Raw genomic sequence first — 19,729 nt, 5'->3', positions numbered from 1 at the left:
AAGCGCTTCGAATTACGCGGGAAGAAGCGCTTGGAGGTCAGGTGTCGAAGCGCTTCGAAATCATTTCGTCGGTGTTAAGTCCGACATATCCGAAGGGTGCCGCTTAACCGGTTCGGGGTCAAGACCCAATACGTCACTCCGCCCGTAGCGTGCCCGCCACGTGGAGCCCCGCGGCCCGGCGTCCGGGCAGCGCGGCCAGCACGAGGGCGGCCACCAGAGCGGCGGGCACGGCCGGCACGAGCGCCTCCACCGGGGTCGGCGGCACGTACACGAGCGGGGTGCTCTCGGCCACCAGCCGCCAGAGCGCGCGACCGGCCGCCACGCCGAGCGGCACGCCGGCCAGCAGGCCCGCCCCCGCCAGCGCGAGGGCCTGGGTGCGGGGGATCCACCGCGCCTGCCCCGGCGTCATGCCCAGCGCGCGCAGCACCGCCACGTCGTGCCGCCGCCGCCGCGCGGTCGCGTTCACCGCGTGGGCCAGCGTCGCCACGGCGAGCAGCCCGAGGCAGCCCGCCAGCACGATCGGCAGCACCCGCACGTCCCGGACCTCGGCGAACTGCGGCGGCAGCACGGCCGGGATCACGCTGACCCGCGGGCCCGTCGCCTCCTGGAGGCGGCGCAGCACCACGCCCGGGTCGGCCCCCGGCCGGAGGGCGAGCAGCCCGAGGCCGAGGTCGAACGACCGGGAGAGCCGGTCGTAGCCGCCCGAGGTGAGGAGCGCGCCGTCGTCGTAGGTGTTGGACACCCCGACGGGCAGCAGGCCGACGGCCGAGACGCGGAACTCCCCTGCCCCGTCGGGGCCGGTGAGCCTGACCCGGTCGCCCACGTCCGCGCCCATCCGGTTCGCGGTGCCGACGGCCAGCAGCACCTCGCCGTCGGTCGTCGGCGGCCTGCCCCGCACCACCATCGGCGGCACCCGGCCGGACACCGGGGCGACGCCGTAGACGACGAAGACCACGTCGCCGGCCGAGACCATCGCGGCGCGGGCGTCCGCCACCCCGGTCACGTCGGGATCCCGGGCCGTCTTCCCGAGCACCCCCTCCACGTGCTCGCCGTTCTGGCCGTGGAACACCATGGCCTGGTGGGTCTGGCCGAAGCGCGCCGGGTCGCCCGCCGCGTCGGCCACCCCCGCCGCGAAGGTCAGCGCCGCGACCAGCCCGAAGATGCCGGTCACGGTGCCGGTGACCGTGCGGCTCAGGGCGTGCCGCAGGCCGGTGACCACCTGCACCGGGAGGTTCAGCCGGACGACGGCCGGCGCCACGACCGACCCGGCGGGCGGGCGCGGGGTGCGCCGGGCCCAGGTGAGCACCGCGACCTCCAGTGCGATCAGCACCGGGACCACGACGAGGGGTGGGGCCAGGACCAGCAGGTCGACGTCGAGGCCGGGCGCGGGCTCGAAGCCGGCGGCGGCCCCGATCGGCGTCCAGACGGAGGCCGCCGCCGCCGCGCCCACGCCGAGCACGCTCCCGGCCAGACCGGCGGCGACCGGGCCGAGCGCGGCGGCGGCCGTCTCCTGCCGGGGGGTCAGCCCGCCCGCCCGCAGCACCCTCAGGTCGGCCTGCGCCGACTCGACGACGCGGGCGACGTACAGGCCGGTCGACACCGCGGCCACGGCCAGCGCGGCCAGGCCGAAGGCGAGCACGGTGAGGGCCTGGTAGGAGGTGAGCCGGTCGTAGTGGCGGTCGGTCGCGCCCAGGTCGTCCACCTGCATGGGCTGCCCGGTCAGGGCGGCCATCTGGGCGCGCAGCCGGGGCACCCCGGCCGCGCCGTCGGTGAGCCGGGCCAGCGCGATCGAGAAGCCCCGGCCCGAGGTGCCCATGAGGTTGTCGCGGTACGTCCTGTAGAGCCCGGAGGAGGGCAGCACGACACCGGGGCCGTCGACGCCGTCGGCGAAGCGCGGCGACCGGATGACGCCCACGATGCGCGCGGTGATCCGGGGCCCGTGGCCGCCCGCGAGGCCGCCGCCGGCGTTCGCCAGGAGGTCGGCCTCCTCGGGGGTGTTGAGCTTGATGGTCACGGTGTCGCCGACGGTCTTCCCGTAGAGCACCGTGAAGCGGTGCTGGACGACCACCTCGTCGGCCCGCGCCGGGTCGGGCAGGCGGCCCGCCAGCAGCACCGGCCGTTCGAGGTGGCGCCACAGGGCGGCGTCGACGGGCGGAATGCAAAACCAGTTCAGCGGCATGTCGTCGACGTAGAACGGGGCGATGGCGTAGGGGGCGACCGCCTCGACGCCGGGCAGGGCGCGCACCCGCTCCCAGTCGAGGCCGGGATCCTGGTTGGAGATCAGCGCGTGGGCGGGCAGGGTCACCGCGCGCAGCCGGTCGAGGGCGCTCTCGCCGCGCCGTGCCCCCGCCAGCGCGGCCGACACCACGCTCACCCCCGCCGCGACCAGCAGCACCAGGACGCACAGGTCCCGCCGGCGACGGCGGGCCTCGACGCCGAACCAGGCGGTCAGAAATCCCACACCGCCGACTCTGCGCCTCCGGAGGGCCCCTGCGAAGGGTGCTGGCCCCCGGTTACAGGCCCAGGTCGCTCAGCCCGGGGTGGTCGTCGGGACGGCGGCCGATGGGCCAGTGGAACTTCCGCTCCGGCTCGGCGATCGGGAGGTCGTTGATGGAGGCGTGCCGGAACGCCATCAGGCCGTCGTCGGCGAACTCCCACTGCTCGTTGCCGTAGGAGCGGTACCACTGGCCGGAGTCGTCGTGGCACTCGTAGGCGAACCGCACCGCGATCCGATTGCCGGTGAACGCCCACAACTCCTTGATGAGGCGGTATTCGAGCTCCCGGCGCCACTTGCGGGTCAGGAACGCGACGATCGCCTCGCGGCCGGTGAGGAACTCGGCGCGGTTGCGCCAGTGGCTGTCGAGGGAGTAGCCGTGCGAGACCCGCTCGGGGTCGCGGGTGTTCCACGCGTCCTCCGCCAGGCGGACCCGTTCTAGCGCGCTTTCCCTGGTGAAGGGCGGGCCGGATGTCGTCATGGCGTCGGGCGTACCCGAGATCACCTTTCCTCCAACCCGAATCCCCGCCTCGGCGTCGTACAGCGAGAAGGACCAGCGGTTCGCGGTCCGCGACCTGGAGTCGGGGGTGATCCTGCTCGCGCCGCCCGTCGTCCCGGCCGCCGACGTGCGCAGGAACGCCGCGGAGATCACGCTGTCGGCCGACGGGCGATACCTGGCCGTCAGCGTGTCGGACGGGTTCAACACGCTGGCCGACCTCGAGACCGGCGGACTGACCGAGAACGGCGGCTCCGCCGACGCGAGCGTCGTCGACACCCAGATCGTCACCGTGGACGCCGTCACCGGCGAGCCCCGGACCGGAACCCCGGTCCGGGGCCTGTCCGAAGGACAGTTCCCCATGGGCATGGGGCCCTGGCTCAACACCACCGAGGTCACCGTGCTGGGCAGGCAGTGGGACGCCCGCCCGGCCCAGGGCGACGGCAAGGTCCTCGGCTGGGACACCTACGCGATCGACGTCACCACGGGAAGGACGCGCAAGCTGCACACCTACTCCTTCCCCGCGTGGGCCGGCGGTCTGGTCCTGCCCGGTTTCTAGTTGTACGGGTTGTCGTAGAAGGCGGAATTGGTGTGATAGGTGCTGTTCGGCGGGTTGAACTTCACCCCGTCGACCGTGATGGTCACGTTGGCGACGGTCCCGCCGGGCGTCACCTCTCCCGAGAGCAGGGAGGCCTGGCCGGTGCACTGCGGGATCGACACCGAGGTGCCGGGCGTGACGGGCAGCGGGCTGCGCCAGGCGCCGTTGACGGAGGCGTACAGGGTGGGGCGGCTGTAGCTGGACTGCCAGCAGACCGCGATCGTGTAGCGGTACTTGGCGTTCCCGTCGTCGAACGCGATCGACCCGTAGGCCCCGGACAGTTTGACGCCCTGCCCGTACACGTCGATGGAGACCGGGAGGTCCGACCCGTAGGCGGCCCGCGCGGGGGCGGCCGGCGTGGCGAGCACGGCCAGCAGCGCGATGACGATGATGCGCGATAAACGACCCATGGGCCGAATATCCGTACGGACGGGACCACCGTCAATGGGGAATCCACACCTTAAAACAAGGCGTGTCTATCTGCTGAGAGAGCAGCCCCTGCGCGTCAGGTCCAGCCGCGATCCCGAGGTCAGGCAGGCGGCGATCCCGTAGACCTGCTGACCGTAGGACCGGCCTTTCACCGAGGTCACCTTCCCGTGCGGGCCGACCTCGCAGGGGTTGTCGTCGGTGCACCGGCCGCCCGCCTCGTTGTGGGTGTTGTGGATGCCCACGACAGTGGTGCCGCCGGGGGCCAGCAGCGCCGACCCGGAGGTGCCGTGGAAGGGCGCGCAGTCCTCGGCGGTGGCGTAGCGGATCGCGTTTTCCTGCCGGTAGCCGCCCTCCCGCAGGTCGACCACCGCTTCGGCGGTGCACTTCATGCGCCGGGTGGTGTACGCGAGGGCCAGCCGGTCGCCCGCGCGCACGGGAGCCGAGGCGAGCCGGAAGACCTTCGCGCCCCTGGCCGCCAGCTGGGCGTAGGTCATGTTCAGGCGGTAGAGCGCGATGTCGGTGCCGGTCATGGTCGCGTACACCAGCCGGATCGCGCGGGCGGTCACCCGGGGATAGCCCTGGCGGTCGGCGACGGGCGCCTCGCGGTCGGCGGGCCGGTCCACCAGCGCGGTTCCGGGCGCGGGCCGCGTGCCCTGCACGCAGTGGCCGTTGGTGAGCAGCAGCGCCGGGTCGTCGGGGCGGGAGGCGGCGACGCGGACCACGGAGCCCACGCAGTCGCCCAGGTTCACGGCCCCTTCCACGTTGGGGATGCGGTCGTCGGGCGGCACGTCGGCGCCCGAGATGATGCCGTTGATCCAGGCGGCGTGCCTGGTGGCGTCGGTGTACAACGTCGGCGCCTTGTCACCGCCGGGGCCGCTGACCACCCCGGCCACCGCCCACCGACCGCCCTCGCGCACGAGCACGGGCCCGCCGGAGTCCATGTTGCTCGCGGCGACGCCGCCGTCACGGCTGCCGACGCACAACTCCCCGGCCTTGGCGGCCGACGGGCACGCCGAGAGCGGCTGCACCACGGTGTCGGCCTCCCGCAGCCGGGTCGGGAAGCATGCGAGGTCGGCGATGTCGTCGCAGGTCATGCCCCAGCCCATGATGCGGACGGGCGTGCCGGCCGGGGGCGTGGCCGAGGCGATGCGCACCGGCGTGGCCCGGACGGGGGTCCGCAGGTGCATCAGCGCGAGGTCCCGGCCCCAGATGCCGCCCTCTTCCTGGTAGTTCGACAACCGGTAGTAGTGGTCGACCTCGGCGACCTCGCCGCCGGAGGTGGTGTCGAGTGACCCGACCCGGACCTTCCAGCCGCGCGGCACGCCCACCTTCGCGATGGTCGGGTTCTTGCCGGCGCAGTGGCTCGCGGTCAGCACCCACTGCGGCGCCAGGACCTCCACTCCGCACCCGTGCCCGTCGGGGCGCGGCGGCGCGGGATAGGACGGCTGGAAGGAGCCCATGAACGAGTAGGCCCGGGTCGACTCGGCGCCGCCGACGACGGCCTGCGCCGGGGTGACGGTCATGAGGGACGCGGCCAGCGCGAGGACCACGCCGGCCAGGAGGGATCGTTTTCGCATGCGCCCCACCCTGGACACCGGAGACGTCCGGCCCGCCGCACGACCGCGTCGGCGACCGCTCGGCCGTGTATCGGTTCGGCCGCCGGGGCCCGGTCAGGCGGGTGCGGGCAGCCGGCCGGAGTCGACCGAGTCGAGGACGCGGGCCGCCGCGCCCAGCGCCGCCGCGCCGTAACCCAGGCCCGACACGACCAGCCGGCAGCCGCCTCCCGCGGGGGCGAGGGAACGGCCGAGCATCTCCTGTTCGGCCCGCGCCAGGATCCACGGGGCGAGCTTCACGTAGTAGCCGCCCAGCACGACGACCTCGGGGTTCAGCAGGTTCGCCACGATCCCGACGCCCCGGCCGAGGTTCCCGGCGAGGGTGTCGAGCAGGTCGAGCACGACGGGGTCGCCCGCCTCGGCCCGCTGCACCACCTCGTCGATCTCGGGCTCCAGCTCCGCCGGGGACACCCCGCCGGGGACCGTGCGGTCGAGCAGCGCGCCCAGCCCGGCCACCACCTCCAGGCAGCCCCGCCGCCCGCAGTGGCAGGGCGGGCCGCCGGGCACGATCTCGATGTGCCCGATCTCGCCGCTGAACCCGGCGCCTCCGCGCCGCAGCCGCCCGTCGAGCACGAGGCCGGCGCCGACGCCGATCTCGCCGGTCAGATAGACGAGATCGCGTACGCCCACATGAGGCCCGAACCGCAGTTCCGCCAGCGCGCCCAGGTTCGCGTCGTTGTCGGCCAGGACCGGGAAGCCCGGGTCGCGCAGCGCCTTGGCCAGGTCGCCCGCCAGGTCGACGTCGCGCCAGCCCATGTTCGGCGCGAGGCGCACCGAACCGTTGAGGTCGACGAGGCCGGGGACCGCGACGGTGAGGCCGAGCACCTGCCGGGCCTCCTTGGTCATCCGGGTCACCACACGGCGGGCGACGCCGGCGATCCCGGCGACCGCCTGCCCCGAGGAGGCCGAGCCGCCCGGGAAGGCGCGCCGCCACGACAGGAGCGCCTCGCCCTTGAGGTCGACCGCGACGGCCGTCAGGTAGTCGACGTTCACCTCGATGCCGACGGCGGCGTAGGGGGATCCGTCGAGCACGAGCATCGTGGCCGGGCGGCCCACCCGGTTCTCGGTCAGCCCCGTCTCACGCAGCAGCCGCCGGTCGATCAGGTCGGCCACCAGGCTGGACACCGTCGCCTTGTTGAGGCCGGTCGAGGCGGCGATGTCGGCGCGCGAGCAGGGAGCGTTCTCGCGGACGAACCGCAACACGACCGCCAGGTTGGTGGCCCGCACGTCGGTGAAGTCGGCCGGCTGGGGGCCGGTGCCCGGAGCGCTTCCCTGAGTATTGGTGATCAATTGAGCCCCGTTCCGTGTCGGCCTCATCATGCCGCATAGGCGGCGCCACTTGTGGTGCCCTGCCTTCTGGACTAGTTTGTTTGGTCGTTAGACGAACTAACTCTACCAGGAAGGGGGCGCTCTGTGAGAACCACCACGAGACGGGGATTCCTCGGTCTCGCCGGGCTGACCGTGCTCGCCGCCTGCTCCGCCCCGCCGGGTCCGAAACCCGGCGCCAAGGCCACCGCCGCCGCGATGGACAAACTCGCCGCACTGGTGCCCAAGTACGTGCCCCGCACGGTGCTGACCCCCGACATCCCGGGCACGATCCCCGGCTTCGGACGCGACGGATACCTGACCTATCCGCCGAGCGAGAAGCTGGTCGACCTGGTCACCGCCGTGCCCGGCAAGGGCGGCAGCTACAAGGCGATGGTGCCGACCTGGAGCCCGCTGCCGTCGCCGCTCGGCCAGAACTCCTACTACGACGCCGTCAACAAGGACCTCGGGGCGACCATCGAGTTCAACTACCTCGACGGCCTGACCATCAACGACAAGCTGCCCACCCTGCTGGCCGGCGGCGACGTCGCCGACGTGACCACCCTGCCGGGCTGGGCCCTCGCCGCGGTGCCCGACTACGCACGCGCGGTCGACGGCCTGTTCGAGGATCTGACCCCCTACCTGGCGGGCGACGTCTCCGCGAGGTATCCGAACCTGTCGGCCATCCCGACCACGGCCTGGCAGTACTCCGTCTTCGGCGGCAAGCTCAAAGCGGTGCCCGCCTGGCCGGCCCCGCAGTTCGGCTGGGTGCTCTTCCACCGCAAGGACCTGTGGGAGAAGCTGGGCCAGGGCGCCCCCAAGAACGCCGACGACCTGCTCGCGATGGGCAAGGCCGTCACCGACGCGTCCAAGGACCGCTGGGCGTTCAGCGACATCTTCCCGATGGTCGAGGAGATCTACCGCGCGCCCCGCAAGTGGCGCAAGGAGGGCGGCTCCCTCGTCCATCGCTACGAGACCCCCGAGTACGCCGCCGCCGTCGAGTGGATGCGCAAGGCCGTGGACGCCGGGCTCGTGCACCCCAACGTGCTGTCGGCGAAGTCGGCGGCCGACGACAAGGAGCTCTTCAAGTCGGGCCAGATCCTGGTGAAGAGCGACGGCTTCTCGTTCTGGGCCGAGACGCTCATCCAGATCGGCAAGGAGAAGCCCGACTTCTGGATGGAGCCCCTGCCCGTCTTCGGGGCCGACGGGGGCAAGCCTGAATACCGGATGAACCAGGACCCGTCGTACACGTTCATCAAGAAGGGCACCCCGAAGGAGAAGATCGAGGAGCTGCTCGCCGTCTTCGACTACCTCTCCGCGCCGTTCGGCAGCCAGGAGCAGCTGCTGTTCAACAACGGCGTCGAGGGCGTGCACTTCACCCGCGACGACAAGGGCGCTCCGCAGGTCACCGAGCTCGGCCCCAAGGAGATCGTGGGCAGCTACGTGTGGCTCGGCGGCCGGGTCGACCCCATCTTCGAGTCGCAGGCCCATCCCGACTACGTGCGGACCGCCACCACCTGGTGGAACGAGGCGGCGACCGTGCGGCACCAGGACCCGTTCGACGGCATCCGCGTCGAGGAGCCCGGCGACTTCACCGCGGCCGCCAAGCCGTTCGAGGACAAGGTCGTCGACATCATCCGGGGCCGCCGCGGGCTGGACACCCTCCAGCAGGCGATCACCGAGTGGAAGGCGGGCGGTGGCGGCGCGGGCCGCGAGTTCTACATGAAGGTCCTCACCGAGAATGGCCGTGCTTAGGAAGTCTCCGCCGGCGGATGCCCTGACCTCATCCGCCGGCACGAGGCCGCCGAAACCCGGGAGGCCGCCGTTACGGGCGCGGCTCCGGCGCGACTGGCAACTGCTGGCCATGACGATCCCGGCCGTCGGGCTGCTCGTGGTGTTCCACTACGTCCCGACGCTCGGCAACGTCATCGCCTTCCAGGACTACTCCCCCTACGACGGCATCACCGGCAGCCCGTGGGTCGGCCTCTACAACTTCCAGTGGCTGCTGTCGGACCCGGAGTTCTGGACCGCGCTGCGCAACACGGTGACCATCACGGCCTTCCAGCTCGTGTTCTACTTCCCGATCCCGATCGCACTGGCCGTCCTGCTCGACAGCGTCATGTCGCGGCGGCTGCGGCTGTTCATCCAGGGCGTCGTCTACATGCCGCACTTCTTCTCGTGGGTGCTGGTCGTGGCGCTGTTCCAGCAGATCCTCGGCGGCGCGGGCCTGCTCGCCCAGACCCTCCGCCAGGCCGGGCACGAGCCGTGGCACGTCATGACCGACCCCGACGCGTTCATCGTGCTGGTCACCGCGCAGTCGGTCTGGAAGGACGCCGGCTGGGGCACGATCATCTTCCTGGCCGCCCTCGCCGCCATCAACACCAGCCTGTACGAGGCCGCGGCGGTCGACGGCGCCTCCCGGTGGCGCCGCCTGTGGCACATCACGCTGCCCGGCCTGCGCCCGGTCATCCTGCTGCTGCTGATCCTGCGGCTGGGCGACGCGCTGAACGTCGGCTTCGAGCAGTTCTTCCTCCAGCGCGACGCCGTGGGCGCGGAGGCGGCGGAGGTGCTCGACACGTTCGTCTACTGGCGCACCCTGATGACCGGCGCGTGGAGCTACGGCGCGGCGGCGGGGCTGTTCAAGGGCCTGGTCGGGCTCATCCTCATCGTGGTGGCCAACAAGGTCGCCCACCGGTTCGGCGAGCAGGGAATCTACAAACGATCATGACTACCCGTCCCGTCTGGCAGGAACGGCCGACCGTCTTCGGGCTGACGCTGAAGACCGTCGTGCTGACGCTGATCGTGCTGGCCATGGTCTATCCGCTCTACGTCGTGGTGCTGACCAGCCTGTCGACCGCGCGGGCCGTCACCGAGGCCGGCGGCCTGGTGACCCTGCCCGGGGAGTTGTCGCTCGACGCCTACCGCGAGCTGTTCGGGGGCGGCGTGGTCACGCGGGCGGTGCTGGTCTCGACCGGGGTGACGGTCGTCGGGACGGCGCTGAGCCTGGCGCTGACGATCCTCGCGGCGTACGGGTTGTCGCGGCCCGGGTCGGTGCTGCACCGGCCGCTGCTGTTCCTGTTCCTGCTGACGTTCCTGTTCACGCCGGGCATGATCCCCAGCTATCTGATCGTGCGGGAGCTCGGGCTGATCGACAGCTACTGGTCGCTGATCCTGCCCACCGCCGTGTCGGCGTTCAACCTGGTCGTCATGCGGGCGTTCTTCATGAACATCCCGGGTGAGGTGCTCGACAGCGCGCGGATCGACGGGGCCTCCGATTTCCGGATCCTGTGGCGGATCGTGTTGCCGATGTCGAAGGGCGTGACGGCCGTCATCGGGCTGTTCTACGCGGTCGGCTACTGGAACGCCTTCTTCAACGCCGTCCTCTACATCAACGACAACACGAAGTGGCCGCTCCAGCTCATCCTGCGGCAGTACGTGCAGCAGGGCATGAACCTGGTGCCGAACCAGCGGGCCGTCGACACGGCCGCCGGATACGCTCTGCCGCCGAACCTGGCCATCAAGATGGCCATCATCGTGGTGGCGCTGGTGCCGGTCCTGCTGATCTATCCGTTCGTCCAGCGGCACTTCACGAAGGGCGTCATCATCGGGGCGGTCAAGGGGTAGCGCGTCGTCCTCCCCTGTGCTCACATAAGGCCGCATGAAGGGCTTATCGGCGGCGGCGACGGCGGCCTGCCTGCTCGCGCTGGGCGCCGCGTGCGCCTCCCCCGGAGAACCGGCGCCGGGCGGGGTGCGGGTCGTCGCCACCGGGCTCGACGACCCGTACGAGATCCTGTGGGGCCCCGACGGCTTCCTGTGGGTCACCGAGAAGTCGGGCGGGCGGGTCACCCGCGTCGACCCGGCGAACGGGCGCAAGGCCGTGGCGCTCACCGTCGACGACGCCCGGCACACCACGGGCGGCCAGGACGGCCTGCTCGGCATGGCGCTCCACCCCGACCTGCTGGGCGGCAAGGGCCGCGACTGGGTCTACCTCGCCCACACCTACGACGCCGGCGACGGCCGCCGCACCAAGATCGTGCGGTACACCTACGACCCGTCGCGGCAGGTGCTGACCGGCCCGTCCGACGTCATCACCGGCCTGGTCTCCAGCGTCGACCACCAGTCGGGCAAACTGCGCTTCGGTCCCGACGGCAGGCTCTACTACACGATCGGCGACCAGGGGAACAACCAGTTCGGCCGCTACTGCGAGCCCATCGAGGCGCAGACGCTCCCCACCGCGGCGCAGGTGCGCGCCGGCGACTGGAGCGCCTACCAGGGCAAGGTCCTGCGGCTCGACCTCGACGGCTCCGTCCCCGGCGACAACCCGGAGTTCGGCGGGGTCCGCAGCCACGTCTACGCGACGGGCTTCCGCAACGCCCAGGGGCTGGCCTTCACCCCCTCAGGTCTCCTGTACGGCACCGACCAGGGCCCCAAGACCGACGACGAGGTCAACCTCGTGCGTGCGGGAGGGAACTACGGCTGGCCCCACGTGGCCGGCCACCGCGACGGCAAGGCGTACGTCCACGCCCGGTGGGCCGAGGCGGTGAACGGCTGCGCGGCCGAGACGTTCGACGACTACGAGATCCCGCCGGACGTCCCGACCACCGAGGAGACCGACTGGGACGACCCGGCGTTCACGCCGCCGCTCGTCACCTTCGACACCGTGGATGACGACTTCGACTTCCGCGCCGACACCCGGTGCGACCCCTCGGCGGCGTTCGTCTGCTGGCCGACCCTGGCCCTGTCGAGCCTGGAACCCGGCCCCGGCGGCACGCTCCTGGCGACCTCGCTCAAGGACGGCGCCGTCTACCGCATCCCGCTCACCTCCGGCGGCCGGAAGGCGGGCGCGGCGACGAGGATCGCCGACACCGTCAACCGCTACCGCGACACCGCCGTGGACCCCGCCGGGAAGACGCTCTACATCGCCACCGACGGCGCGGGCTTCACCCGGGACGCCGCCGGCACGCCCACGCGCGCCCTGGAGAACCCCGGCGCGATTTTGTCGTACGGGCTCTGATCGCCCGGTCAGTGGCTGAAGCGCTGCACCCTCCTCAGCTTGTTCATGGCGTCGAGAGCGGCGACCTTGTAGCACTCGGCCAGGGTCGGGTAGTTGAAGACCGCGTCGACCAGGTAGTCGATGGTGCCGCCGCAGCCCATGACGGCCTGGCCGATGTGCACCAGTTCGGTCGCCTGGGTGCCGAAGACGTGCACGCCCAGGAGCCTGCGGTCGTCGGGGGAGACCAGCAGCTTGAGCATGCCGTAGGTGTCGCCGATGATCTGGCCCCGGGCCAGCTCGCGGTAGCGGGACAGGCCGGTCTCGAACGGGATGTGGGCGTCGGTCAGCTCGTCTTCGGTCGCGCCGACGAAGCTGATCTCGGGGATCGTGTAGATGCCGATCGGCTGCAGGCCGTTCATCGCGGCGGCCGGTTCGTCGCACGCGTGGTAGGCGGCCAGCCGGCCCTGCTCCATCGACGTGGCGGCCAGCGCCGGGAAGCCGATGACGTCGCCGACGGCGTAGATGTGCGGGACGGTCGTGCGGTAGTACTCGTCGACGGTGATGCGACCCCTCGGGTCGGCCTCCAGGCCGGCGGTGTGCAGGGCGAGCGACTCGGTCATGCCCTGGCGGCCGGCCGAGTACATGACCGTGGCGGCCGGGATCTTCTTGCCGCTTTCGAGGATCGTGAGGGCGCCGCGCTCGCGGCGTTCGACGGCGGCGACGGTCTCGCCGAAGCGAAACGTCACGGCCAGGTCGCGCAGGTGGTATTTGAGCGCCTCGATGACCTCCAGGTCGCAGAACTCCAGCATGCGGTCGCGGCGCTCGACCACGGTGACCTTGGTGCCGAGGGCGGCGAACATGGAGGCGTACTCGATGCCGATGACGCCCGCGCCGACCACGACCATGGAGTCGGGCACCTGGGCGAGCTGGAGGATGCCGTCGGAGTCGATGATCGTGGAGCCGTCGAACTCGACGCTGTCGGGGCGCGCCGGGCGGGTGCCGGTGGCGATGATGATCTTGTCGGCGGTGACCTTGGTCTCGCGGCCGTGCTCGTCGATCACGGCGATGGTGTGGGGGTCGAGGAACTGGCCCGAGCCGGTCAGCACGGTGACGCGGTTGCGGGAGAGCTGGTTGTGCACCACCTCGACCTCGCGGCCCACGACGTGCTGGGTGCGCGCGGTCAGGTCGGAGATGCCGATCTCCTCCTTGACGCGGTAGTTGCGGCCGTACATCTCGCGCTGGCTGAGTCCGGTCAGGTAGAGCACGGCCTCGCGCATGGTCTTGGAGGGGATCGTGCCGGTGTTGATGCACACCCCGCCGATCATGTTGCGCCGCTCGACGATCGCTACGCGGCGCTCCAGCTTGGCGGCCGCGATGGCGGCCTTCTGCCCACCCGGCCCGGATCCCAGGACGAGTACATCAAAGTCGCTCACACCTAGCAGTGTGGTCGCTGCGACCAGCGACGAGAAGACCTTGACCGGCTTCACCGGACAATTGGCCGCCTTGTGCGACGGCGGCAACGTGACAGCCACCGGACCGGTGCAATCGGGAGACAAGCAGACATCAAGCGGGCTCCGCCACGATCGGGCCCCATGTGGAAGGACACCCCTCAGTACCTCGGCGAACTGCTCATCTGGGAGATCGAGGACTACCTCATCGCGCAGTCCCAACGGCCCGAGCGGGCCAAGGTCGCCTTCATCCGGCTGGCCGACGCCTGGGGCGCCGCCTCGATCGCGGCCGAACTCGACAACGGCGGCAGCTTCTACTCGGCCGCCAAGCGGGCCGACGCCCTGGGCATGACCCTGCCGGGCGACATGTTCGGTACGGTGACCCGCGAGCAGATGCCGCACGTCTTCACCGCGGTGCCCGGCACGACGTTCCCGCCGATGGCTGACGGGGACGGGTGGGTCATTGTCCGATTGGTCGCTTTCGAATCCTGATATTTCGGGAATCGACAGTAGGCTGGTCGCCATAATGATCCACCGACGCGTAATCGGAGGATCCACTTGGCAGTGCCACAGCCGCTCCGCGATCCCCGCCGGCTCGGCGGCCACACCCTCACCGGCGCGTACCCGCCGGGTGACCGGTCGGCCTCCTTCGAGACGGGCGACGGCGCCCTGCTGACGCTGTTCCACACCCGCCTGCCCGACCCCGACGCGTTCCTCGAACGGATCGACCAGCTCCAGCGCGCCGGCGGCTACCCCTGGCTCTCCCTGCTGGACGCCGGAACCTCCGGCGGCGAGCCCTACGTCGTCGTCGAGAAGGTCGACGGCGCCCACTTACAGACGGCTTTGCCCGAACGGGACGCCCAGCGCCTGGCCATCGCCGCGATGACCGGCCTCGCCGGGCTGCACCGCGACGGCGTGGCCCACGGATCGTTCACGCCCTGGTCGGTCATCCTGACCGGCGCCGGCCCTCGGCTGGCCCTCGTCGACCTCGACGCGCTGCTGACCTCGGGCGCCCCTTCCCCGGCACCCGAGACCGGCGACCCCGGCGAGACGCGGCCCGTCGGCACGCTCGCCTACCTGCCGCCCGAGGCGTTGCGACCGGAGGTCCACCCGCCCGCGCCGCCCGGCGACCTGTTCGCCTGGGCGGCCGTCATGGTGTTCGCCGTCACCGGGCGGCACGTCTTCGAGCGGGACTCCCCCGCCGCCACCATGAACGCCGTCCTGCACGACGACCCGGACCTCGACGGGGTGCCCGAAGGTCTCGCCGGGGTCGTCGCGGCCTGCCTGGCGAAGGATCCCGGGCAGCGGCCCACCGCGCGGGAGGCGCTCGAACGGCTGATCGGCGAGGCGCAGCTCACCGTCGACCGGGCCGCCCTCGACGTGGTGAACCGGCCGGAACCGGAGGAGCGGGAGACCGAGCCCGCCGTCCCGGCTCCCCCGGCCCGCCGCGGCCCGCACCGGGGCGCCCTCATCGCCGCCGCCGTCGCGATCGTGCTGGTCGCGGGCCTGGGCGGCTACACGCTCGGCGGCAACCGCACCGTCGCGGCCACCACCGCCGCCGACGCCACCGGCACCCCGTCGACCTCCGTCAGCACGCTGGCCGCCGCCGACGAGCCCGCTCCCCCGCCCCCGGCCGCCGGGGAGGTCACCGCGCCCGGTCCCGCCATCACGCTGAAGGAGAACCCGGCCGACCCCGTCCGGCTCACCGGCTACCGCAAGGGCGCCGGCACCTGGGTCCGCGCCGAGGGCGACGCCTTCACCCGGCTGCCCGGGAAGAACGTCGAACCGGCCCGCTCCCCCGGCGGGACGTGGCTCGCCGCGGTCGGCCCCGAGAGCATCACGTTCACCGGGGCCGGGGAGCCGTTCACCGTCACGCCGGGGGTCCCCTACACACGCCCGACCTGGTCGCGCGACGGCGCGAAGCTGATGCTCACGATGACCTCCGGCGACGAGGGCCGCCCGGCCGGGTTCGTCGTCGTCGACGTCGCCACCCGGGCGGTCGCCACCGTCGACACCGACGACGAGACGACCGGCGGCGAGGGGCACTTCGCCTGGACGCCCGACGGTTCGGGGGTCGTCGTCGGCTACCGGACCGCGACCGAGCACGGGGTCAGGTTCCGCGACCTGACCGGCGACCTGGCCAAGGCCTACCACTGGGTGGGCGAGACCTACGGGCGGCGCATGTTCTCGCCGTCCGGCAAGACGTTCGTGACGTTCTGCCCGAGCGGCGGCACCTACTGCGTGTGGGACACCGCCACCGGGGTGCGGCAGGCGTCGATCGCGCTGTTCTACCCCGACGGCCTGCTCTACGGCTGGTACGACGACGCCCACCTGATCGTCGCCGACCCACGTGGGGATCCGCACCGGATCGTGGCCATGGACCTGCGCGGACGGCCGCAGCGGGTGCTGGCCGAGATCCCGCCCGAGGACGACACGACCGACCTGCTCCTCTACTACACGGGGAACTGATGCCTCCCGTCGAGCCGCTCACCCCGCACGACCCGGCCTCGCTCGGCCCCTACGCCCTGGTGGGCCGCCTGGGCGGCGACGTCTACCTGGCCACCGCCCCCGGCGGCGGACAGGTGGCCGCGCGCAGGCTGGCCCGGCCGCTCGACGCCCCCGGACGCGAGGCGCTGGCCCGCGTCTGGGAGGCCGCGGCCGTCGGCACGCCCCACATACTGGACACCGGCCGCGACTACATCGTGTCCGAGTACGTGCCGGGGCCGAGCCTGGCCGAGGAGATCGTCGAGCGGGGCGCGCTGACCGGGCCCGCGCTGCACCGGCTCGCCGTCGCCACGGCGACCGCCCTGGCCTCCCTCCACCGGGCCGGGCTCACCCACGACGCCATCACGCCCGGACGGGTGCTGCTCGGGCCCGACGGACCCCGCCTCATCGGGGCCGAACGGCCGGTCACGCCCGCCTGGCGGGCCGAGGAGTCGCGGGTGCTCTGGCAGGACCCCGACGAACCGCCGAGCGCCGCCGCCGACGTGTTCGCCTGGGCGGCCGTGATCGTGTACGCCGCGACCGCCCGGCCGCCGTTCGGGGAGAACCCGACGCGCGTCTCCTACGGGGCGGCGGACCTCGGTCCGCTCTCCGGGGCGCTGCGGGACCTCCTCGCCGACTGCCTGGCCGACGAGCCCGGGGCCCGGCCGGGGGCCGAGGAGACGCTGCTCCGGCTGCTCGGTCACGCGGGGGCGCTCGACACGATGCTGCCGGCCACCGCGCCACGGGTCGTCGTGGCGCCTCGGTCGGGCGTGAGCCGTACACCCCCCGAGAAGAGAAGCAGAGGCGGCGCGGTCGCCCTCGCGGCGGGCGGGCTGGCGCTGGCGCTGGTGTCCGGCGCGGGAGGGTACCTGCTCGCGCCCGCCCCGGCCCCGCAGGCGCGGAAGGCGGCGCCGAGCCCCGCTCCGACCCCGCGACCGGTGGCGTTCCCCTCGCCGGGGCCGTCGCCGCTGCCGCTCGCGGGCGGGGTGCTGAACGAGCGGCCCGGCGACCCGCTGCGGCTGGCCTCCTACCGGGCCAGCGTCTCGGCCGACGCGACGGCGGCCTTCGCGCGCAGCCGCGACGGCGCGGGCTTCGAGCGGACCGGCGGCGACAACCACGTCTCGGTCGTCTCGCCCGACGGCCGCTGGACGGCGACGATCGACGAGCTGTTCGTGGCGAGCGGGGAGCGGCTCGACGTCGAGTTCACCGACCGGGGCAGCGGTCGCCGGTTCACCGTGCCGACCATCGCCGCGCCGCTCAGCGCGCACCATCCGGCCTGGTCGCCCGACGGGACCCGGCTGCTGCTGTCGTTGTGGATCACCGACGGCGGGCCGGACGACATCGTGCCCTTCGGGTTCGTGGTCGTCGACCCGGCCACCCGGGCGGCGACCGTCGTGGAGACCGCCAACGACGCCGACCGGGAGGCCTTCCTGGCCGCCGACCCGGAGGCGCGGCTCGGCGCGCTGCCCGCCTTCCGGTGGACGCCCGACGGGCGGGCGGTCGCCACGGCCTACCTGACCCCCGAGGGCCGGTTCGGGGTGCGGTTCCACGACCTCACCGGGCGCGTCCTGCGCAGCTTCCACTGGGTCGGGCTCCCGGCCGGACCGGCCTGGTTCTCCCCCGACGGGCAGTCGTTCGTGACGACCCAGTGCGAGAAACGGCACGTCTTCTGCGTCTGGGACACCACCACCGGCGCGCGGCGGGGCGGCGTGCCCTCGGCCGAGGGCGACGGCCTGATCGGCTGGTTCGACGCGACCCACCTGCTGTTCTCCCGGGAGAAGAAGGGCGAGTACCGCGCCGACGTGATCGACTTCTCCGGCGAGACGACCCGGACCCTGGTCGAGCTCGACCCGCCCGGCGACGACCCCCTCGTGCAGTTGTTCTTCCTGCGGAGCTGACCCCCGTGGAGGGCGGTCGGCTGGGCGGCTACACGATCCTGCGGACTCTGGGGGCCGGCGGGCAGGGCACCGTCTACCTCGCCACCGGGCCCGACGGCGGGCAGGTGGCCCTCAAGGTGCTGCACGCGGTGCCGGAGGACGGGGCGGCCGAACGGTTCCTCCGGGAGGCCGAGGTGCTGCCGGAGGTGGCGTCGTTCTGCGCGGCGCGGGTGCTCGGGTTCGGGGTGGCGGACGGCGTGCCGTACATCGCCGCCGAATACGTCGAAGGGCCCACGCTCCAGGCCCTGGTCAGGGAGCACGGGCCGTTGGGCGGGGGGACGCTGCGGTCGGTGGCCGTGGGCACAATCACGGCGCTGGCGGCGATCCACCGGGCCGGGGTGGTGCACCTCGACTTCAAGCCGGCCAACGTGATCCTCGGCCGGGACGGGCCCCGGGTGATCGACTTCGGCATCGCGCGGGCCGTGGACGCCGAGACGACCGGCACCGGAGCGGTTGGAACTCCCACCTATATGGCCCCGGAGCAACTCGGGGAGTCGCCGCCCGGACCCCCGGCCGACGTGTTCGCGTGGGCGGCGACCGTGGTGTTCGCGGCGTCGGGGACACCGCCGTTCGGAGCCGATTCGGTGCCCGCGGTGCTGAACCGGCTGCTGCGCGGGGAGCCCGATCTGGGGCCCCTGACCGGGGACCTCCGGGAGGTGGTCGCGGCCTGCCTGGTCAAGGACCCCCGTGCCCGGCCGGCCTCCTCCGAGGTGCTGTTACGGCTGCTCGGCCGGGGTCCGGCGGCCTCCCGCCGGACCGGGCGGCGGGTCCTGGTCGCGGGGGCGGCGCTGGCCGTGGCCGCCGCGGCCGCCGGGGTGGCGGTGTGGGCCTCGCGGCCGGAACCTCCCCGGTCGTCGGGTCCGCCGTCGGCGGCCTTCACCTCACTGCGGGTGCCCGAGTTGCCGGGGACCGTGCACGAGCACGCGTCCGACCCGGTGCGGCTCACGTCCTTCAGCGTCAGCACGTCGATCCTGAGCATCCGGTCGTATGTGCGGGTGCGTGACTCCTTCGTCCCGACCGGACGGCAACGGCATCCGGTCGTGTCGCCCGACGGGCAGACCACGGCGGAGGTCAACTGGGCGCCGCTACGGGCCGCCGACGGGAACGTGGTGACCTTCACGCGGGACGGGGCGACGTTCACCGTGCCGACGGTGGCGCCGCCGCTCGCGGTGCGCTCGCCGGTGTGGTCGGCGGACGGCGGGCGGTTGTTGCTGACGGTGTTCTCCGGAACCGAGCGGGCCGGGTTCGTGCTGGTCGACGTGGGGGCACGGCGCTCGGTGCACGTCGCGGTCCCCGCGGCGGAGACGGATTTCGCGTTCGCCCCGGGCGCGGTCACGTCGGGCGGGATCGTCTACGGCCTCGACGGCGGCCGGGTGCGGGCCTACGACGGCATGGACACCCTGGTGTTCTCGCCCTCCGGGCGGCGGTACGCCGGGGCCTGCTCCTACGGAATCTGCGGGCCCGGACCGCTGCGACCGTCCGGCGAGGTGATCGGATGGTTCAACGAGGACACCCTGATCGTGCGGGACGGGCGGAAGGTGCTCGCGGTGGACGCGGCCGGCGGGACCACGCGACGCACCCTCGCGGACCTCGACTCCGACCAGGAGTTGATCATCCACTACTCGTAGGGATCCGAGCGATCAGCCCGTGTTCCGGCTGATCGCTCGGGCCTTTCGGTTATGCCATCACGCGGTCGACGATCTCCGACGCGCCCATCGAGCGGGCGCAGTGGGCGCCGCAGAACCACCTGCGGTCGGCCTCCACGCCGTGGCCGATGATGCGGCAGCCGCAGTGTTCGCAGATCGGCGCCATCCTGGTGATCGCGCACTCGAAGCTGTCGAAGGTGTGGACGGCGCCCTGGGCGTGCACCTCGAACGTCATGTCGTAGTCGTTTCCGCATACTTCGCAAGCGGCCATGATTCCCCCCGGATA

16 protein-coding genes are annotated in these 19,729 nt (G+C 72.5%); 9 read left to right on the top strand and 7 right to left on the bottom strand.

Annotation, left to right across the window (positions count from 1 at the left end; all coding sequences use genetic code 11):
- Nucleotides 1-133: 133 nt before the first annotated feature.
- Both GT755_RS06605 and GT755_RS06600 read right to left on the bottom strand, forming a co-directional pair.
- On the bottom strand, nt 134-2,461 hold the full coding sequence (locus GT755_RS06605) for an ABC transporter permease (RefSeq protein ID WP_161478836.1): 2,328 nt from the start codon (nt 2,459-2,461) through the stop codon (nt 134-136).
- Nucleotides 2,462-2,513: 52 nt separating this feature from the next.
- Nucleotides 2,514-2,975, bottom strand: coding sequence for a nuclear transport factor 2 family protein (locus GT755_RS06600; protein ID WP_161478835.1), 462 nt, complete (start codon nt 2,973-2,975; stop codon nt 2,514-2,516).
- On the opposite strand from GT755_RS06600, the gene GT755_RS06595 reads away from it, so the two are divergent.
- Nucleotides 2,974-3,549, top strand: coding sequence for a hypothetical protein (locus GT755_RS06595; RefSeq protein WP_161478834.1), 576 nt, complete (start codon nt 2,974-2,976; stop codon nt 3,547-3,549). The genes GT755_RS06600 and GT755_RS06595 overlap by 2 nt on opposite strands.
- On the opposite strand, the gene GT755_RS06590 is transcribed toward GT755_RS06595, so the two are convergent.
- The 3 genes from GT755_RS06590 to GT755_RS06580 all read right to left on the bottom strand — a co-directional run bounded on the left by GT755_RS06590 (nt 3,546) and on the right by GT755_RS06580 (nt 6,920).
- Nucleotides 3,546-3,998, bottom strand: coding sequence for a hypothetical protein (locus tag GT755_RS06590; RefSeq protein WP_161478833.1), 453 nt, complete (start codon nt 3,996-3,998; stop codon nt 3,546-3,548). The genes GT755_RS06595 and GT755_RS06590 overlap by 4 nt on opposite strands.
- 66 nt (nt 3,999-4,064) lie before the next feature.
- Nucleotides 4,065-5,594 (bottom strand): trypsin-like serine protease, encoded by a 1,530-nt coding sequence (locus GT755_RS06585; RefSeq protein ID WP_161478832.1) that lies wholly within the window; start codon nt 5,592-5,594, stop codon nt 4,065-4,067.
- A 93-nt stretch (nt 5,595-5,687) separates the two neighbouring features.
- Complete coding sequence (locus GT755_RS06580; protein ID WP_235966169.1) at nt 5,688-6,920, bottom strand: ROK family transcriptional regulator; 1,233 nt, start codon at nt 6,918-6,920, stop codon at nt 5,688-5,690.
- A 123-nt stretch (nt 6,921-7,043) separates the two neighbouring features.
- Between GT755_RS06580 and GT755_RS06575 the strand changes: the two genes are divergently transcribed.
- From GT755_RS06575 to GT755_RS06560, 4 genes are read left to right on the top strand one after another with little or no spacing between them, the layout of a single operon-like run.
- Nucleotides 7,044-8,690 carry a type 2 periplasmic-binding domain-containing protein gene (locus GT755_RS06575; protein WP_161478831.1) on the top strand — a complete coding sequence of 549 codons (1,647 nt, stop codon included), beginning with the start codon at nt 7,044-7,046 and terminating at the stop codon, nt 8,688-8,690.
- Nucleotides 8,677-9,663 carry an ABC transporter permease gene (locus GT755_RS06570; RefSeq protein ID WP_161478830.1) on the top strand — a complete coding sequence of 329 codons (987 nt, stop codon included), beginning with the start codon at nt 8,677-8,679 and terminating at the stop codon, nt 9,661-9,663. The genes GT755_RS06575 and GT755_RS06570 overlap by 14 nt, the downstream gene beginning before the upstream one ends.
- Nucleotides 9,660-10,559 (top strand): carbohydrate ABC transporter permease, encoded by a 900-nt coding sequence (locus GT755_RS06565; RefSeq protein WP_161478829.1) that lies wholly within the window; start codon nt 9,660-9,662, stop codon nt 10,557-10,559. The genes GT755_RS06570 and GT755_RS06565 overlap by 4 nt, the downstream gene beginning before the upstream one ends.
- Before the next feature lie 34 nt (nt 10,560-10,593).
- On the top strand, nt 10,594-11,949 hold the full coding sequence (locus GT755_RS06560; RefSeq protein WP_161478828.1) for a glucose/sorbosone family PQQ-dependent dehydrogenase: 1,356 nt from the start codon (nt 10,594-10,596) through the stop codon (nt 11,947-11,949).
- Nucleotides 11,950-11,957: 8 nt separating this feature from the next.
- Here the strand turns inward: GT755_RS06560 and sthA are convergent, their stop codons facing one another.
- Nucleotides 11,958-13,361, bottom strand: coding sequence for a Si-specific NAD(P)(+) transhydrogenase (gene sthA / locus GT755_RS06555; RefSeq protein WP_161478827.1), 1,404 nt, complete (start codon nt 13,359-13,361; stop codon nt 11,958-11,960).
- A gap of 159 nt (nt 13,362-13,520) precedes the next feature.
- Between sthA and GT755_RS39255 the strand changes: the two genes are divergently transcribed.
- The 4 genes from GT755_RS39255 to GT755_RS06535 all read left to right on the top strand — a co-directional run bounded on the left by GT755_RS39255 (nt 13,521) and on the right by GT755_RS06535 (nt 19,425).
- Nucleotides 13,521-13,868 carry a hypothetical protein gene (locus GT755_RS39255; protein WP_030454655.1) on the top strand — a complete coding sequence of 116 codons (348 nt, stop codon included), beginning with the start codon at nt 13,521-13,523 and terminating at the stop codon, nt 13,866-13,868.
- A gap of 72 nt (nt 13,869-13,940) precedes the next feature.
- Nucleotides 13,941-15,845, top strand: coding sequence for a protein kinase domain-containing protein (locus tag GT755_RS06545; RefSeq protein ID WP_161478826.1), 1,905 nt, complete (start codon nt 13,941-13,943; stop codon nt 15,843-15,845).
- The gene (locus tag GT755_RS06540; protein WP_161478825.1) at nt 15,845-17,758 is read left to right on the top strand and encodes a protein kinase family protein; all 1,914 of its coding nucleotides are present in this window, start codon (nt 15,845-15,847) and stop codon (nt 17,756-17,758) included. The genes GT755_RS06545 and GT755_RS06540 overlap by 1 nt, the downstream gene beginning before the upstream one ends.
- A 5-nt stretch (nt 17,759-17,763) precedes the next feature.
- On the top strand, nt 17,764-19,425 hold the full coding sequence (locus GT755_RS06535; RefSeq protein WP_161478824.1) for a serine/threonine protein kinase: 1,662 nt from the start codon (nt 17,764-17,766) through the stop codon (nt 19,423-19,425).
- A 49-nt stretch (nt 19,426-19,474) separates the two neighbouring features.
- On the opposite strand, the gene GT755_RS06530 is transcribed toward GT755_RS06535, so the two are convergent.
- Nucleotides 19,475-19,714 carry a hypothetical protein gene (locus tag GT755_RS06530; RefSeq protein ID WP_030454659.1) on the bottom strand — a complete coding sequence of 80 codons (240 nt, stop codon included), beginning with the start codon at nt 19,712-19,714 and terminating at the stop codon, nt 19,475-19,477.
- Nucleotides 19,715-19,729 lie beyond the last annotated feature (15 nt).

Origin of the sequence: Herbidospora solisilvae, assembly GCF_009901565.1 — a bacterium.
Lineage (GTDB): Bacteria > Actinomycetota > Actinomycetes > Streptosporangiales > Streptosporangiaceae > Herbidospora > Herbidospora solisilvae.
This window is presented reverse-complemented; position numbering and strand designations above follow the sequence as displayed.

Bases quoted from the DNA above. Each gene is read 5' to 3' on its own strand.
- GT755_RS06595 (WP_161478834.1), top strand. From the start codon at position 2,974: ATGGCGTCGGGCGTACCCGAGATCACCTTTCCTCCAACCCGAATCCCC.
- GT755_RS39255 (WP_030454655.1), top strand. From the start codon at position 13,521: ATGTGGAAGGACACCCCTCAGTACCTCGGCGAACTGCTCATCTGGGAG.
- GT755_RS06585 (WP_161478832.1), bottom strand. From the start codon at position 5,594: ATGCGAAAACGATCCCTCCTGGCCGGCGTGGTCCTCGCGCTGGCCGCG.
- GT755_RS06540 (WP_161478825.1), top strand. From the start codon at position 15,845: ATGCCTCCCGTCGAGCCGCTCACCCCGCACGACCCGGCCTCGCTCGGC.
- GT755_RS06565 (WP_161478829.1), top strand. From the start codon at position 9,660: ATGACTACCCGTCCCGTCTGGCAGGAACGGCCGACCGTCTTCGGGCTG.
- GT755_RS06570 (WP_161478830.1), top strand. From the start codon at position 8,677: ATGGCCGTGCTTAGGAAGTCTCCGCCGGCGGATGCCCTGACCTCATCC.
- GT755_RS06530 (WP_030454659.1), bottom strand. From the start codon at position 19,714: ATGGCCGCTTGCGAAGTATGCGGAAACGACTACGACATGACGTTCGAG.
- GT755_RS06560 (WP_161478828.1), top strand. From the start codon at position 10,594: ATGAAGGGCTTATCGGCGGCGGCGACGGCGGCCTGCCTGCTCGCGCTG.
- GT755_RS06600 (WP_161478835.1), bottom strand. From the start codon at position 2,975: ATGACGACATCCGGCCCGCCCTTCACCAGGGAAAGCGCGCTAGAACGG.
- GT755_RS06590 (WP_161478833.1), bottom strand. From the start codon at position 3,998: ATGGGTCGTTTATCGCGCATCATCGTCATCGCGCTGCTGGCCGTGCTC.